At 57.4% G+C, this 16,030-nt stretch carries 17 protein-coding genes, 1 pseudogene and 2 riboswitches; of the genes and pseudogenes, 11 read left to right on the forward strand and 7 right to left on the reverse strand.

The features are described 5' to 3' along the window. The first annotated feature begins 9 nt into the window (after positions 1–9). Positions 10–159 carry a phage holin family protein gene (locus tag B5F94_RS14030; RefSeq protein ID WP_343212834.1) on the forward strand — a complete coding sequence of 50 codons (150 nt, stop codon included), beginning with the start codon at positions 10–12 and terminating at the stop codon, positions 157–159. Positions 160–202: 43 nt separating this feature from the next. Here B5F94_RS14030 and B5F94_RS14035 read toward each other — a convergent pair whose 3' ends face one another. Further along, positions 203–568: a hypothetical protein gene (locus B5F94_RS14035; protein WP_087189358.1), complete on the reverse strand. Its 366-nt coding sequence runs from the start codon at positions 566–568 to the stop codon at positions 203–205. A 362-nt stretch (positions 569–930) separates the two neighbouring features. Further along, a riboswitch (cobalamin riboswitch) is annotated at positions 931–1,067 on the reverse strand. 149 nt (positions 1,068–1,216) lie between these two features. Continuing rightward, a riboswitch (cobalamin riboswitch) is annotated at positions 1,217–1,442 on the reverse strand. Positions 1,443–1,696: 254 nt separating this feature from the next. Continuing rightward, complete coding sequence (locus B5F94_RS14040) at positions 1,697–2,605, reverse strand: zinc-ribbon domain-containing protein (protein ID WP_143383312.1); 909 nt, start codon at positions 2,603–2,605, stop codon at positions 1,697–1,699. Between the two features lie 129 nt (positions 2,606–2,734). Between B5F94_RS14040 and B5F94_RS14045 the strand changes: the two genes are divergently transcribed. After that, positions 2,735–3,034, forward strand: a complete 300-nt coding sequence (locus B5F94_RS14045; protein WP_087330985.1) for a helix-turn-helix domain-containing protein — start codon at positions 2,735–2,737, stop codon at positions 3,032–3,034. Positions 3,035–3,047: 13 nt separating this feature from the next. Here the strand turns inward: B5F94_RS14045 and B5F94_RS14050 are convergent, their stop codons facing one another. The 5 genes from B5F94_RS14050 to B5F94_RS14070 all read right to left on the reverse strand — a co-directional run bounded on the left by B5F94_RS14050 (position 3,048) and on the right by B5F94_RS14070 (position 6,768). Continuing rightward, complete coding sequence (locus B5F94_RS14050; protein ID WP_087188942.1) at positions 3,048–3,212, reverse strand: helix-turn-helix domain-containing protein; 165 nt, start codon at positions 3,210–3,212, stop codon at positions 3,048–3,050. Next, positions 3,209–3,460 (reverse strand): MerR family transcriptional regulator, encoded by a 252-nt coding sequence (locus tag B5F94_RS14055; RefSeq protein WP_087330987.1) that lies wholly within the window; start codon positions 3,458–3,460, stop codon positions 3,209–3,211. Before B5F94_RS14055 ends, B5F94_RS14050 begins: the two co-directional genes overlap by 4 nt. A gap of 100 nt (positions 3,461–3,560) precedes the next feature. Further along, positions 3,561–4,712 (reverse strand): hypothetical protein, encoded by a 1,152-nt coding sequence (locus B5F94_RS14060; protein ID WP_087330990.1) that lies wholly within the window; start codon positions 4,710–4,712, stop codon positions 3,561–3,563. Between the two features lies 1 nt (position 4,713). Further along, entirely contained in the window at positions 4,714–5,976 is a 1,263-nt protein-coding gene (locus B5F94_RS14065; RefSeq protein ID WP_087330992.1) for a RecQ family ATP-dependent DNA helicase, read from the reverse strand. A 213-nt stretch (positions 5,977–6,189) separates the two neighbouring features. Beyond that, positions 6,190–6,768, reverse strand: a complete 579-nt coding sequence (locus B5F94_RS14070) for a polysaccharide deacetylase family protein (protein ID WP_143383313.1) — start codon at positions 6,766–6,768, stop codon at positions 6,190–6,192. Between the two features lie 333 nt (positions 6,769–7,101). Here B5F94_RS14070 and B5F94_RS14075 point away from each other — a divergent pair, with 333 nt between their 5' ends. The 9 genes and pseudogenes from B5F94_RS14075 to B5F94_RS14115 form a co-directional block, all read left to right on the forward strand. Beyond that, positions 7,102–7,911, forward strand: a complete 810-nt coding sequence (locus tag B5F94_RS14075; protein ID WP_087189354.1) for an IclR family transcriptional regulator — start codon at positions 7,102–7,104, stop codon at positions 7,909–7,911. Positions 7,912–7,929: 18 nt separating this feature from the next. Continuing rightward, a complete protein-coding gene (gene ilvD / locus B5F94_RS14080) occupies positions 7,930–9,621 on the forward strand; it encodes a dihydroxy-acid dehydratase (RefSeq protein WP_087330994.1) in 1,692 nt (563 codons plus the stop codon). Positions 9,622–9,663: 42 nt separating this feature from the next. Then, complete coding sequence (locus B5F94_RS14085; RefSeq protein WP_087330996.1) at positions 9,664–10,569, forward strand: dihydrodipicolinate synthase family protein; 906 nt, start codon at positions 9,664–9,666, stop codon at positions 10,567–10,569. Further along, positions 10,566–11,268, forward strand: a pseudogene (locus B5F94_RS14090) (mannonate dehydratase). The gene B5F94_RS14085 and the pseudogene B5F94_RS14090 overlap by 4 nt, the downstream one beginning before the upstream one ends. A gap of 58 nt (positions 11,269–11,326) precedes the next feature. Continuing rightward, entirely contained in the window at positions 11,327–12,322 is a 996-nt protein-coding gene (locus tag B5F94_RS14095; protein WP_087330998.1) for a tripartite tricarboxylate transporter substrate binding protein, read from the forward strand. 80 nt (positions 12,323–12,402) lie between these two features. Then, entirely contained in the window at positions 12,403–12,879 is a 477-nt protein-coding gene (locus tag B5F94_RS14100; RefSeq protein WP_087331000.1) for a tripartite tricarboxylate transporter TctB family protein, read from the forward strand. A 15-nt stretch (positions 12,880–12,894) separates the two neighbouring features. Further along, positions 12,895–14,370, forward strand: a complete 1,476-nt coding sequence (locus B5F94_RS14105; protein ID WP_087331002.1) for a tripartite tricarboxylate transporter permease — start codon at positions 12,895–12,897, stop codon at positions 14,368–14,370. A gap of 15 nt (positions 14,371–14,385) precedes the next feature. Continuing rightward, positions 14,386–15,480 (forward strand): iron-containing alcohol dehydrogenase, encoded by a 1,095-nt coding sequence (locus B5F94_RS14110; RefSeq protein ID WP_087331004.1) that lies wholly within the window; start codon positions 14,386–14,388, stop codon positions 15,478–15,480. Positions 15,481–15,514: 34 nt separating this feature from the next. Continuing rightward, the coding region (locus B5F94_RS14115; protein WP_143383314.1) for a lactate racemase domain-containing protein at positions 15,515–16,030 on the forward strand (516 nt) is incomplete at its 3' end.

Here is a 16,030-nt window from a genome sequence, read left to right on the forward strand (position 1 = left end):
CCCCTGGTGGTGATCTGGTACATCCTCACCGAGGCGGGTTCCATCATCGAGAACGCCGGGGCTCTGGGGGCCCCCATTCCCGCCTGGCTCACCAAGATGATCGCAGCATTGGAGTCCAAGGTGGATCAGGCGGGGGACAATATGTCATCTAAAGAATGATAAACTCAAACAGCCCTTCGGACTTTCCGGAGGGCTGTTTTTGTTACATTATTATATACACTATATGCTTGGCAACTGCCTGACTGTCCAGAAGAGAAGTGCCGGTATTGGTGCCAATGGCTTCTCCCTCGAGCCAGTAGCTGTGAAGGATATGTCCGCCGTTGCCGGTCATCACCAGACCGCCGCCGTTGCCGCCGGGCGTTTTATTCACATAACAGTTGGCGATGACGGAACCGGAGAACATCGTTCCCACAAGGCCGCCATATCGGGCATCCGCCCAGGAGTAGCAGTTGATCAGCTTGCCGTAGAGCTTATCCACCAGAGGCACATTGGTGATGCTGCCATTGGCGCCCAAATTCTGAACCACGCCGCTGGGGCCAAGGATGCTGATGATAGACGGCTCTTCCAAGTCCGCTGGACAGGGTAAGGGACGCGTAGAGCATATGCCCATCACCGTGGTTTGTGTGCTCCGGCGGAGCTTGCTTTGCCCACGTTTGTATCATGCTGCGATACTGCGCTGCCTCTTGTGGCGTAAGTCTGGCCGGGCGAGCCTGTCTTCGTTTGCTGATGGTCTTCACCCCCCTTCAAACTCCAGGATCTTCCGGCAGCCTGAAAAACAAAAAACCGGCAGACAATGGTGTCTGCCGGTAAAGCGCAGATATCCATTGCCGATCCCTGCAAACAGAGGCTTCGAACATGATAAATGCACGAAACCCAAGCCATCTCCAGACATGGATATGGCTGCAAAAATCGGCAATGGATACCACCTTGATCAATTACCATGGAGCAGGCTGACAATCCTGGCTTATGGCCGGGGCCAAATACAGTAGAGGTAAGACTGCGCCGGATTCTCACCGGCTTGTCAGTTGGCATATGTCAAGCATATGACCTGCTCACAGTCTGCATTGTAACCGATTTCTGCAGTGCTGTCAATGACCATTCTTGGAGCGTACTGTAGGGTGTAATATTCCTGAAAATTACAAAACGGCTGCGGCAACCTTATGATTGCCACAGCCGTTTTTCTGTGTAGCCAAACGACACCTGCTACCCATATGGGCAGCAGATCTCTTTTCCTTGTAGGTCTTCTGACTTACGCCTGCGGAGGAGTTCTCCTGCGTCCATATCCTGCCTTCTCAGGTTTCCCCAATGACTGGCTTTCGCCAACGGATACAGACTCAGCGCTTACAGCGGCGGTTACCGTCCGGGATTCACACCCGGTTCCCTTGTCCAGTTTCCGCACCGTGCAGCTTAAGCAGGAAGCAACAGAAACCACAAAGATTCCGATTCAATTCTGATCGTATCGTATCACTAAGACTCTAAAACGTCAAGAGACTTGTTCCCAACGTTTGAGAGCGTCAAGCATATACCCGGCTACATCCGTACCACGCTGGCAGAGAGAGGCTGATGTCGTGGAGTACGCCGATGACTGTTCGTCCTTTCTCCCGGGACCAGTGATCCAGACAGGTCACCAGTTCTGCCTGGCTGCCGGTCACAGATTTACTTGGCGCAGGATGACAGTTTATTGCAATCTCTTTTCTCAACCGGCGTTTTCATACATGAGCTCCAGGAATAACATGATATCAAACACGTCACTTGATGTCTGCTGACTATCCAGCAGGTCGATTCGATTTAAGGAATATTCAAAGGTACCATCATTCTGATCCTCATAATAGAAGCGAATACGAACATCCTCTCCCATAATGGGCATATAGCCTTCCACATAGACGTTGGAGGCGTCCTCATCAATGGATTCTGAGGTCCAGGTGGGGCTGCGCAAGTTGTCGTCCATCAATTCTTTCATGGTCTGAGGACCATATTCGTCCAGCGTAATATTTTGGATCTGATAGATGGGACCACCAACCGCCGCATCCCATCCATAACGAAGGATGCCTGCCCCACCGTTGGCCAGAAAGACCACAAAGCCGATCAGAAGCGCGACCTCTATCAGCATACCAATCTTTTTCCGGTTCATGGTACCGGCATTGCAGCCAGCCTCTTCGTTTCCGGCATCCTGAACGGTGTAGGGCTGTCCCGGATTCTCGATATGCGTGCCGCAGATGGGGCAGAAAGCCTGTCCCCGTTCCATGCGATGATTGCAGGTGGGACAGGGCATATATTTCCGCTGTTGCCGGAGTTTCCGGTTATAGCCCAGATTGATGACGCCGATCAAGCCCAGAACCGTCCCCCAAACCGTCCAGCCATACCCCCAAAAGAACCCCAGAATGATCAGGATACAGCCCAGAACGGCATAAACATAGTTGGTAAACTGGTTGATCTTTACTGCGGCAGCTTCAAAAGCGTGGTTATGCCACAGCCGGTAAAAGAATCCCTTCTCCTGCGAACGGGTTTTCCCGGCCGGCTCCGGATTCATAGGTGCACCGCAGGATGTACAGAATTGATCAGTGGGGCCCAGCGGTGCCCCGCACGTTGTGCAAAAGCGCTCCATAACTTCCCTCCTATAGATATCTCAAATGAGATGCGGTATATATTTAAAAGAATATCATATATAACTATAGATGTAAATAATCCCAAAAGATTTTGCTAAGGTTATAGTAAAACAGATGGGAGCATCGATATGGAGATAGGACGACGCATTGCTGAATTGCGAGAGACCACCGGCTGGACCACCAACCGTCTGGCCAATCTGTGCGGGCTATCCCAGAGTTTCCTGCGCTCGGTAGAGCTGGGCGAGAAGGGCATCTCGGTGGAAAACCTTCAGTTGATCTGTGACACCCTGCATATCTCTCTGCGGGATTTCTTTGATATTCCGTCCGACCAGGATACAGAGCAGGACCGGCTGCTGCGCCAGATCACCAAACTCACAGAGGAACAAAAACTGGCGCTGATTGGTTTCTTAGAAACAATGGTTAAATAAAATGGGGTTCCCGTCAGTACGGGAACCCCAGATAATCCAGCAGGGCATTTCTGCTGATCCTCCACTCCCGGCCGACCTTGACGGCCGGGAGTTCTCCATTCTGGATCATCCTGCGGATCTGCTGGCGGCTGGTTTTGAGCAATGCTGCCGCCTCCTTTACAGTTAGGATCTCGCTCATGCCCAGGGATCCTGCCGGAAACTGCTGCCACTTTTGGGCTGGTAGCCCTGCTGCTCTTTGTAGATGGCGTTGTGCAGCTTCCGCACGTCAGCCTTGAGGAATCCCCAGTTGCCGAACTGGTCCTCCACCGGGCCGATGGCATACTTGTCGGCGTATTGTCTCAGCTCCGCCTTGTCCATCTCGAAGAGACGGCACAACTCCGGGATGGTGTAAAACTCTTTCATGTCACGATAGGGAATGTACTTCATGTGAGATACCTCCTGTTAAAGTGATTTGAAAACGGCCAGATCTGTGTCAGGTGTCTGAACGCAAATCACCGTTTCTTATATGAATGTTAGTGATCTCATCTTATTTCAAACGGTTTCCGGACCTTTTTTGATCGTTTCCAGATAAAATCTGCGGGGATTTTATCCGGAAACGATCATGTGCCAACTCCTGTTCTATGACAGCCCGCAGGCAGGGGATTCCCTGCTGTTCTCTGCTGGTCAGGGTCACAGGATTGACCTGGAGCTTATCAAACTGTTTCATCAGAGCATGAAACTTTCGGATATCAACAACACTATAGGTTTCTTTCCACTTCTGAGCTGCGGTGTCCAGTCCGGCGCCGCGGCTCGTCTTTTTCAGCAGAAACAGCATCTGTTCTTTGATCGCCGAATCCAGCTTACTTTGTTGGATCTTTCGTTCTGCCTCCGGATAGGGCAAGTGCATACCGCAAGCAGGAAACAGCTTGTCCAGAAATTCGCTGATGACGGTGCAGACGTTGTCATATCCCATCTTAAGCATGGCAAGCAGATCATCCTTCCGCTTTAAGCCCAACTTCTCCAGAAAGGCCTCCCGTCTCATGCTGACTTCCAGCCGGAGGATTCTCTCCTTCCTGTACTTCTTGGGACAGCGGTCATTCTGTGTAAGTTCATAGACTTTGTCGTAAACCTTAAAGGAGATCTCTTTGGTGGCAAGTTCAAAGAAATAGTCCTGTTTTCCCTCTAATTCACGGCGCTTATAGTGCCGCGGCAGCATGGATTTGCGAAATATGCGGATTAACGAAGAGAGATCCGTATCCTTGCTGAACCATAAATCTACGGTCAGGTCCATACGGCTGAGACTGAGCTCATCAGGGGCCAGGATAGGCATTTCATGATCGCTCAGATGAATTTCCTCGAACATATCGGCAAGGTGTGACTGCATCTCAACCACATTTTCCTTGGTGGGCTGGTACAGCGCCAGCGGCTGATAGGATCCTGCCAGCAGAGTGGATGGATTGACCGCAAAGGAAATACCGTTGGATTTATTATGGCTTTGGTGCAGGCGCATACGGACGCCCCGAGCCACCAGATAGGTGCTCTTCAAATGCCGGTCAATGGAGTAGGAATCGGAATAGATTTGTTGGATGGATCCCTGGTCCACCAGGTGATCGATGGTCTTTTGGATCTGGTGGTACTTGAGCTTTCCGGCATACAGTTCGATGGTATGAATACCCAGACGGACTTGTTTCAGCTTCATGTCAGCCCCTCCTGTTCCGCTGGCAGTTGGTACAGTGACGGCAGGTGTTGGGCTTCTTCTCACCCAGTGCAGCCAGCACCTGCTGCATGATGCAGGCCTTACCGGTGACGATCCCAATCATCTCGTCCAGCCGGTCCAGCAACAGCTTTTGCAGAGATTCATCATAGTCCTCTTTATAGAGGATAGTTTCGTTCAGATCCCGATCCTCACCGGCATAGAGCAATACACAGCGGGACTTCTTACCATCCCGGCCCGCTCGCCCAATCTGCTGATAGTAGTCGGTCACGCTGAGGGGCAAATTGAAGTGGACTACCAGGCGGATGTCGGGCACATCCACACCCATGCCGAAAGCAGTGGAAGCTACCATGATCCGTTTCTTGCCGTGGATAAACTTCAGCTCATTTCGCTGCCGCTTATCCGGGTCCATGTAAGCATGGCACTTGACCACCTCACCGGGAAACTGATTTGAGAGATAATTGGAAACCAGATCCACATACTTCCGGGTGGCACAGTAGATAACCGTGGGACCCTTTTTGCCGTATTTTTTGAGGTGGTATTTCAGCCGTGACAAGCGGCGCTGGATGGTCATAGCGGAGCAGTCCTCCCGGATCAGAATTAGATTGGAGCGTTCCAGGGAGTTGACGCATACCTCAGGCTCATCCATACCCAGAAACGCACAGATCTCTGAACGGCAGGTTTCCGGCGCCGTAGCTGTAAAGGCAGCAACCACCGGGCGCTTTTTCAGGGTGGACAGCCACTTCCCGATCTCCAGATAGCTGGGGCGGAAGGTGTGGCCCCAGTCCAGCACACAGTGGGCCTCATCCACCACCACCAGGCCGGGTGGATTGTCCTTGATGGCTTTTTGAAACGGTTTAGATTGCAGGCGTTCCGGGGTGATATAGAGAAAGGGAGCGCTGAGATCTTGTAGGTATACAGGGCCGTCCATGGTCATTTTTGTCGCATTATAGTCCATAGGATGATTGCCTGAGATCTGATTGGCGCGTATCCCCTTGGCATTGAGCGCCTGCACCTGATCCTCCATCAGAGACAGGGTAGGCTCGATGACCATCGTCCAGGTATGGCACTTCCGGTGCATGACCAGAGCAGATACCTGGAAGATGGCTGACTTGCCTGAACCGGTAGGTGCGATGACCAGAGTATCCCGTCTGTCCAAAATGCTGTTGATGGGTTGAATCTGATGTTTCCGTAAGGTCTTTAACTGAAGTGCCTCCATGGCTTCTCGTACGTCATAGTTTATTTTCATAAAAAATACCCCCAATATGATTTGAGCTGTTTTGTGCAGCCCTATAATCGTGTTAGGAGTGTTTCAATTTATAATGGCTTTTGGTGGACTGTTCAGCGGATCCACTCGTTGGATAGGACTTTGCGCAAACCTCATGCAGAGGCAGATAAACTCCATTTAGAGCCATATCTGTGTTATTAGAGGGATACTTAATAGAGGGATACTTAATAGGCATCAAAACCGGCCGCTATCCATTGGGGCACAATAGCTTGAAGCGGTTTTGGAACCATCTACATCCCACTGGATGGGCTCCATACCCATGGAGCGGATGGCGGCAATCACATGGTCGTCATACTCCCCGTAGGGACAGCGGATCAGGGTAGGCCGTACGCCGGTGATGGCTTCGATCTTGTCGTTGCAGGCCGACACGTCGGCAATGATTTCCTCCGTGGACAGGCTGTTGTAGTGGGCGTGGGTGTTGGAGTGGTTCATGATCTCATGACCGGCCTCGTGGAGCGCTTTCACCGACTCCGGGTATTTGTCCACCCACTCCCCTACCACAAAAAAGGTGGCCTTGATCTGGTATTGGCCCAGAATATCGATAAGCTGCTGGGTGTCCTCATTTCCCCAGGCCGCGTCGAAGGAGATAGCCACCATCTTCTGATCCCGCTGGACGCAGTAGATGGGCAGCTGCCGTTTGGTAGCCGCCGCGCTTACCACCTCCGGATAATTGACGATGTAGAACATGGCGGCGGCCGCCAACACACAGGCCAGCACCGCCAGCAGCTTTCGCCGCAGCAGAATGATCTTCATTCCCGTACCTCCTACCATTTGATTGGTACAGACTATGACAAGATCTTCCGGTTCAGAATCGGCAGACAGCCCCCCGGCCTCTTTTGCAGCGCATTGGAAATACTACCCAATTCCCCTTACTCTATCATCACGTTCTTTTGTGAAAGTTCACTTATACACCGCGACAAAATATACCCGATCTTTTTGTGCAATTTGGAACTGTCTTTCTGTATTTAGAATGCGCCTGGGAGGAAATCCTCCCTTTTCATTTGGTCTCATTTCTATATTTAAAATCCCCTTTTAAATATCCATTTTCTAGAATAATATAGAATCCTATGCGAAGGAGGTTTCTGTATGCATTGGGGCAAGGAACTGCACGAAATGATGCGGATGTACAGCTCCATGAAGGCGCTGCAGCTGCTGGTTGCTCTGGCTGAAAGCGAGGAAGAGGTTCCCCTGGCCAAGCTGTCCGCCATGACCGGTATTCCGCCCAGCTCCACCCACCGCATCCTCCAGGAGATGCAGCACTGCGGCTTTGTAATAAAGGATGACGCCCGGAAATGTTACCGTGTGGGCTTCGAGGCCCGTCTGCTGGCCCTTCAGCTGCAAAAGACCAACTTCCTCTATGAGGCGGCCAAGGCGGAGATGACCTATCTGAACAACCTGAGTCTGGAGACCATCCACCTGATTGGAGAAGAGGACCGGGAGGCGGTCTATCTGGCCAAACTGGGTGCCAAGAACTCGGTGGGCCTCCACTCCGCCGTTGGCAAGCGCATTCCTCTTCACTGCACCAGCGGCGGCAAGGCTCTGCTGGCCTGGAAGTCGGAGAGTTGGCTGAAAAACTATCTGGAGCACACCGAACTGACCCGGTACACCTCCAAGACCCTGGCCGATCCGGAGAGTCTCCTGCGGGAGCTGGAGGTCATCCGGATTCAGGGTTACGCCGTGGACAACCACGAACACCACACCGACGTGGTCTGCATCGCCGCTCCTATTTTCGATGTGGACAACCAGGCACCGGCCGCCATCAGCATTGCCGCGCCCGACTACCGCTTTTCACTGGAAAAGGCCCTCTCCTACGGCAGGGAGCTGCTCCAGTGCGCGGCCCGAATCACCGAAAAGCTGGGATGCAGCTATCCCATCCAGCTTTCCAAATCATCCTGATACAAGGAGGCAGCTTCCATGGAAGAGACACTGGATCTCATTTATAAAGATCCCAAGTATCCCAGTTCCAAGGTGGTAAACGGTCTGAGTATGGCAGGCCCCCGGGCCCATCTGCGGGGCATGGGGCTGGACAATGAGGACCTGTCCAAGCCCTTCATCGGCGTCATCAACACCTATAACGAGATGCACCCCGGCCACGTCCATCTGGACCGGCTGGGCAAGCTGGTGCGGGACGGCGTTCTGGAGGCGGGGGGCATCCCCTTCGAGGTCAACACCATCTCCATCTGCGACGGCTTCTCCCAGGGCCACGTTGGTATGTGCAGCGTACTGCCCAGCCGGGAGATCATCGCCGACTCCATCGACGTGTACGCCGCCGGCCACCAGCTGGACGGTCTGGTGCTCATCGGCGGCTGTGACAAGATCGTGCCCGCCATGCTGATGGCGGCTCTGCGGGTCAACCTGCCCACGGTCATTGTCACCAGCGGCCCCATGATGCCCGCCGTCTACAAGGGCCGCACCTACGCCACCTACGAGCTCAAGGAGATGGCCGGTAAGCTCACCCGTGGAGAGCTCTCCCGCCAGGAATATGAGTACATGGAGGGGCTCATGTCCCCCACCCCCGGCTCCTGCGCCATGATGGGCACGGCCAACACCATGTCGGTGGTGGCGGAGGCCCTGGGCCTCACCCTTCCGGGCAGCGCCTGCGCCCACGCCGTCAGCGGCAAGAAAAACCGGGTGGCCAAACTTAGCGGCAAGGCCATCGTACGTCTGGTGGAGAAGAATATCCGCCCCCGGGACATCGTGACCCAGAAGATGCTGGAGCTGGCCGTGCGGGTGGGTCTGAGCGTGGGCGGCTCTACCAACATGACCCTGCATATGCCCGCCATCGCCCATGAGGCAGGCCTGTCCATGACATTGGAGGACATGGGCCGTCTGTCCGCCGACACCCCCTACCTGGCCAAGATCAAGCCCTCCGGCACCCACACCATGCTGGATCTGGATCAGGCCGGCGGCGTGGGCGCGGTCATGCGGGAGCTGGACGGACTCATCGATCTGGATCAGATGACGGTCAACGGACGCACCCACCGCCAGAACGTGGCGGATGTGGTGGAGTACAACCCGGAGGTCATCCACCCGGTGGATCAGGCCTACAGCGACCACGGCTCCATTACCGTCCTCAAGGGCAACCTGGCCCCCGACGGCGCTGTCGTCAAGCAGTCCGCCGTGGCACCCCAGATGCGCAAGCACAGCGGCCCGGCCCACTGCTTTGAGTGTGAGGAGGACGCCGTCAAGGCCATCTACGGCGGCGGCATCCAGCACGGCGAGGTCATTGTCATCCGCAACGAGGGCCCCCAGGGCGGCCCGGGTATGCGGGAAATGCTCACCGCCACCGCCGCGCTGGTGGGCATGGGCTTTGCCGAGTCGGTGGCCCTGGTCACCGACGGGCGCTTCTCCGGCGCCACCCGCGGTCCCTGCATTGGCCACGTCTCTCCCGAGACCTCCCGCCGGGGCCCCATCGCGGCAGTCCGGGACGGCGATATCATTGAGATCGACATCGACGCCGGTACCCTCTCCGTCCGTCTCAGTGACGACGAGCTGGCCGCCCGTCTGGCCGCTCTTCCCCCCCACCAGCCCAAGGTCACCGAGGGGTATCTGTCCCGTTACGCCAAGCACGTGGAGCCTGCCGCCAAAGGCGCCATTCTGGACTAACGTCCGGGTTCTCACCTGTATCAAGGAAAGGAGGCGGTCTCCGTGTCACAGTCCCCCAGCCTGCGGGGTATCTCGGCCCCACAGCTCACCCCATTTCACACGGACGGCAGCGTCAACTACGAGGAATACACCAAACTCACCCAATTTATCACCAAGGCCGGTATCCGGGGCGTGTTCGTCTGCGGCACCTCGGGAGAATTCATCAACCTGACTCTGGAGGAGCGGAAAAAGCTGCTCACCGCAGCCATCAAAGGGGCCGCTGACGACACCTTTATCCTCTTCAACACCACCGCCATGGACAAGGCCGATATGGCCGACCTGTTTGCCTGGGCCAGAAGTGAGGGGGCTCACGCGGCCTCTGTCACCGCCCCCTACTACCACCCCTACGATGAGGCGGCCCTGGTCTCCTACTTCCAGGAGGCCTCCAAGCTGTCCGGCTCCCTGCCTCTCTACCTCTATAACATCCCCGGCATGACCCACAACCCCATCACCCCCCGGGTGGTGCAGCAGGTGTGCGACACCTGCCCCAACGTGGTGGGTCTGAAGGACAGCAGCATGGACTTCATCACCTTCCAGGAGTTTCAGTGTCTGGATCTGCCCCAGGGCTTTGAGCTGATCACCGGCAACGACGCCCAGGTACTGCCCGTCCTGCAGTCGGGCGGCGACGGCGGCATCGTGGCCATGGCCGCGGTATTCCCCGCCCTGTGCCAGCAGCTCTGGGATCACTACCAGGCCGGCCATCTGGACCAGGCCCGCCAGGTCCAGAAACAGCTGCTCCAGCTCCGGGGGCTGGTCCGCAAGGTCATGCCCATTATGTCCCACAAGAAGATGCTGGAGATGCAGGGCTTCCACATGGGTCCCCCCCGCTTCCCCTTCCGCGCCCTCACTCCTGAGGAGGAGGCTGTGGTGGAGAACGGCGTGCGGTCCATTCTGGGCGACTGCCTATGACCAGCTTTGGCTTTCGCTGGTACGGTCCATCGGATGCCATCACCCTGGACCACATCCGGGAGATTCCGCCGGTGACCGAGGTGGTGACCTCCCTCTACCACATCCCCGCCGGTGAGCTGTGGCCGGAGGAGGAGCTGCTGGAGCGCTACCGCCAGCTGGGGCGGGAGGGAATGTGGCAAAACCTGCGCTACTTCCTCCAGGCCGTGGTCCCTGAGGCCCAGCGGCTGGGCATCCGGCTGGCCATCCACCCCGACGACCCGCCGCTGCCGGTATTCGGCCTGCCCCGTATCGTCTCCACCCTGGAGGACCTGCTGGAGATCTGCCGTATCGTGGATCTGCCCGCCAACGGCGTGACCCTGTGTACAGGCTCCCTGGGCAGCAGTCCCCAAAACGATGTGTGCGCCATCGCTCAGGCGCTGTGCAGCCGGGGACAGGTCCCCTTCGTCCACGCCCGCAACGTGGCCCTGGACGGGCCTCAATCCTTCCATGAGAGCGGCCACATCAGCACCTCCGGCCGCATCGACATGGCCGCCCTCTTCCGCATTCTCCGGGAAAACGGGTTCGACGGCGTCATCCGCCCGGACCACGGCCGGATGGTGTGGGGCGAACAGGGCCGCCCCGGCTACGGCCTGTACGACCGGGCCATGGGGGGTGTGCTACCTGAACGGATTGTGGGAGGCCACCTGCAAACTTTTGTAATCCCACCGCAGACGCGGTAAAACGATATTTAAACTACACAGAAAAGAGGATGAATCACATGAAAAAAAGGAAAATCGCTGCTCTGACCCTTTCTCTTGCTCTTGCCCTTCCTCTGGCCGCCTGTGGACAGTCCGGCGGCGGCACCACGGAAACCAACTCCGGCGGCAGCTCTGCCGACAACTACCCCAGCAGCACCATTACCATTGTCTGCCCCTGGGATGCGGGCGGCACCTCCGACGGTCTGTGCCGTATCGTCTCTGAGATCGGCGCCGGCAGCGATTACTTCGGCGTGAACATGGTGGTACAGAACAGCGGCGGCGCCGGCGGCACCGTGGCTACCACCGAGTTCAAGAACACCGCCGGCGACGGCTACACCCTGTGCCAGGAAGCCATCGGCGTGTTTACCCTCCAGCCCTACGTCCGCGATGTGGACTACACCATCGATGACTTTATCCCTGTGGCCGCCCTGTCCAACGAGCCCATCATCATGATTGCCGGCAAGAACTCCGGCATCACCAGCATCGACGACCTGTTGGCCAAAGATACCGTGACCTATGGTTTCTCCGGCAGCGGCAGCCTGATGGAGCTCTCCCAGAAGCAGTTCTTCAGCATGACCGACGTGGAGGCCACCGGTATCTCCTATGACGGCAGCTCTCCCACCATCGCGGCCCTGCTGGGCGGCCACATTGACGTGTGCGTAGGCCACCCCGGCGAGGTCATGCAGTATGTGGAGTCCGGCGACGCTGTGGCTCTGGGCATCTTCAACGACGAGCGGGATCCCCGCGACAACCTGAAGGACATCCCCACCTTTAAGGAGATGGGCTATGACGTGACCATGAGCGTGTGGAAGTTCCTCATGGTGCCCGCCAGCACCCCCGACGAGATCGTGACCAAGATCACCGAGACCCTCAGCGCTATCACCGCCACCGACGAGTACAAGGAGTTCTGCGACGCCAACCAGCTGCTGCCCCTGACCATGACCACCGATGAGATGGTTCAGCGGATCAAGGACGAGGCTGCCGTCAACCAGGCTCTGCTTTCCGGTGAGTCCTGATTCCCGTGTTCCCCCCTCTTCCCGGATGAGCGGGCCCGGCCCGCTCGTCCGGGAAGGAATCCAGCAAAAGGAGAACTTCTATGAGCCAATATAAGAAAGATCTGATTTCTTCCTTTGTTTTTCTGATTTTTGGCGCGTTTGTGCTGATCTCCGTTCCACTGACCATTGATGATCCCGGCGTATCCGTCATGGGCCCCCGGGTCTTCCCCTATTTCATCGGAACCTGCATGGTACTCCTCAGTCTGGCCCTGCTGGCCATTACCCTGGTCAAGCATCGCAAGGCCGCAGGAAGCGACACCAAAACCACCTATACCACCGACGAGGAGCGTAAAACCGCTCTTCGGGATGAGCTTCGTGCCATTGCCCTGGCAGTCATTATTCTGGTCTATTCCGCCATATTTGAGTTCCTGGGCTATTTCCCCTCCACCCTCCTGGCCGCCACGGCCATTCTGCTGCTGTTCCGGGTCAAAAAGATCTGGGCCTACCCCATTGTCTATGCCGTGACTGTGGCCATTTGGGCCGGATTTACCTTCCTGCTGTCTGTCCGGCTGCCATAAAGGAGGTATGATTCTGTGTATTTGGAAGTTTTAAGCAGTCTCTTCACCCTGGAGAATCTGCTGTGGATCAATGTGGGCCTGGCAGGCGGTATCGTGGTGGGCGCGCTGCCCGGCCTGACCGGCACCATGGCCATGGCCCTGCTGCTCCCTCTGACCTACGGCCTGGCCTCCATCCCCGGCGTGATGCTGCTGCTGGGCGTGTACTGCGGCAGTATTTACGGCGGCTCCATCACCGCCATCCTCATCAACACCCCCGGTACCCCCGCGTCGGCCGCCACCTCTCTGGACGGCTATCCCATGGCACAGAAGGGCCACGGCCTGAAGGCCCTTCATGACGCACTGGCAGCCTCCACCATCGGCGGTCTGTTCAGCTGTATAGTTCTCATCTTCGCCGCGCCCCCCATCGCCAGCTTTGCCCTGCGCTTCGGGCCCTCGGAGTATTTTGCCCTCTCCCTCTTCGGTCTGACTATCATCGCCAGCGTAGGCGGCAAGTCTCAGATCAAGGGCCTGCTGATGGGCTTTGTGGGTCTGCTGATTTCCTGTATCGGTATCGATCCCATGGACGGCGTCAGCCGGTTCACCTTCGGCATCAACCGGATGGCCGGCGGCATCGACACCATTCCTGTGCTCATCGGCCTGTTTGCCATCACCGAAATCATGGCCAAAGCCCGGGACATGAACAAGGATACCGGCAAAGCAGTTAAAGTCGAAAAAGAAAAGGTCTCCTTCCTGGATGTCCTCAAATATAAAATGGTACTGCTCAAGTCCAGCATCCTGGGCGTGTTTATCGGCGCGGTGCCCGGCACCGGCGCGGCCATCTCCTCCTTCCTGGCCTACAACGAGGCCAAGCGCACCTCCAAGCACCCCGAGGAGTACGGCCACGGCTCCGAGGAGGCCGTGGTGGCTTCTGAAACCGCCAACAACGCCGTCACCGGCGCCACCCTCATCCCCCTGCTCACCCTGGGCATCCCCGGCGACACCAACACCGCCGTTCTGCTGGGCGCGCTCACCATGCAGGGCATCGCCGCCGGCCCCCAGCTCTTCACCCAGCACAGCGAATGGGTCTACACCATCATGCTGGGCCTCATCATCGTGAACATCTTCATGTACCTTCAGGGCCGGGCCTTCATCCGGGGCTTTGTCAACATCACCCGGGTTCCCACCAGCACCCTGGTGCCCATTCTGGTGGTCCTGTGCGTCATCGGCGCCTTTGCCATCGACTACTCCGCCTTTAACGCCATCTTCATGGTGGGCGTGGGCATCTTCGGGTACTTTATGATCAAGCTGGATATGCCCATGACCCCCATGGTCATCGGCCTGGTGCTGGGCAAGCTGTGCGAGTCCAACCTGCGCCGCGCCCTCATCGTGTCCAAGGGCAACTGGGGCACCTTCTTCACCTCTCCCATCAGCTGCTTCTTCATTCTGCTGTCTGTATTTATGCTGCTGTTCCCCTACGTTAAGAAGAAGCTGGCTGCCCGCAAGGCGGCGTAATAAGGAGGTCATCTCGTGCGCAGTGGAACCCTCATCCAACTCTGCGCGGGAAGATACTACCAGGGAAGCGGCGTCCTCTCTCATCTGGGGGAGGACGCCGCTTTACTTGGCACCCGTGTATGGATCCTGGCCGACCGGCAGGTGTGGCCCAAGGTGGAGCAGGCGGTCACCTCTGTTTTGACGGAGCATGGGATCACATGGCAGGTCCATCTCTTTTCCGGCGGCTGCTGCCCCGCCAATTACCGGGCAGCGGCGGAGGCCGGTCGGGCTTTTGGCGCGGACGCCGTCATCGGCGTGGGCGGCGGCCGGGCTCTTGACGCCGCCAAGATCGCCGCCGACCTGATGGAGGTGCGGGTCATTACCGTCCCCACCTCGGCGGCCACCTGTGCCGCCTCCGCCTGGCTGGCGGTGGAATACACCGACCAGGGGGCCTTTGTGGGCAACTACTGGTCCCGCTATCCCCCCTTTGCCGTGGTGGCCGACCTGGACATTCTGGTCCGGGACTGCCCGCCCAGATACAACATCATCGGCTTTGTGGATGCCATGGCCAAATACCCCGAGATCAGCTACAACATCCTCCACTCCGGCCAGTGGGAGCAGAACACCTTCTCCCACAGCGCCCGTCTGCTGGCCCGCAGCACCTATGACCTGCTGCTCTCCTCCGGCGGGGCGGTATATGAAGCCCTGGAGCAGGGCCGGGAGGACCCCATGACGGAGGACTGCATCTGTGCCGCCCTCCAGCTCACCGGACTGATCTCCGCCATGGCCTGCGGCGGCAAACAGGCCGCCATCAGCCACTCCCTGTACAGCTACTTCTGCACCTGCCGCCCGGAGATCCGCTCCCGGTTCCTCCACGGAGAGCTGGTGGGGGCCAGCCTGGTCTACCAGCTGGCTGTCAACGGCGCCCCCCGGACGGAGCAGGAGGCGCTGGACCGGTTCCTGCGGCGGTTTGAACTGCCCGCCTGTTTGGAGGAGCTGGGGTTGGCAGATACGCCGGAGGAGCAAAATTCTCTCTTTGCCTTTCTGGCGGAACATATGCCCATTGCCGATCCTCGGGAGCTGGAACGGCTGCGAACCCAGGCCACGCTGCTCTTCCACGGTCTGAAATAACCCAAACCCATCTGCATCAGTAAGGAGATCATCTATGAAGCTTGATTTTGAATACGGCCACGGCCTGATGAGCGCTGAGCTGCCCGACAACACCGACGTGTTTATCCCCGGCACCACCGTGCCCGACCCTGAGTGCCTGCCCCAGGACTGGGACAGCCTGTACAACGCCACCCTGGAGTCCATCCGCAACCCCATGGGTATGCCTTCTCTGAAGGAGCTGGCCGCTCCCGGCAAGACCGTGGTTTTCGTCATCCCCGACATCGTGAAGGGCGGCTGCCAGCCCACTTCCCACCGGAAGGTGTCCATCCGGGCCTGCCTGGATGAGCTGTACGCCGCCGGCGTGGAGAAGAAGGACATTCTGTTCATGTTCTCCAACGGCCTGCATCCCCGTGCCACCGTGTCTGAGATGAAGCAGATCCTGGGCGAGGAGTTGTTCAACGAGTTCTACTGGACGGGCCAGATCACCAGCCATGACTCCGAGGACTACGAGCACATGGTGGACCTGGGCGCCACCAAGCGGGGCGATCCCGTGCTGATGAACAAGTATGTC

Source organism: Flavonifractor sp. An4 (genome assembly GCF_002161755.1).
In the GTDB taxonomy this organism is placed as follows: Bacteria; Bacillota; Clostridia; order Oscillospirales; family Oscillospiraceae; genus Flavonifractor; species Flavonifractor avicola.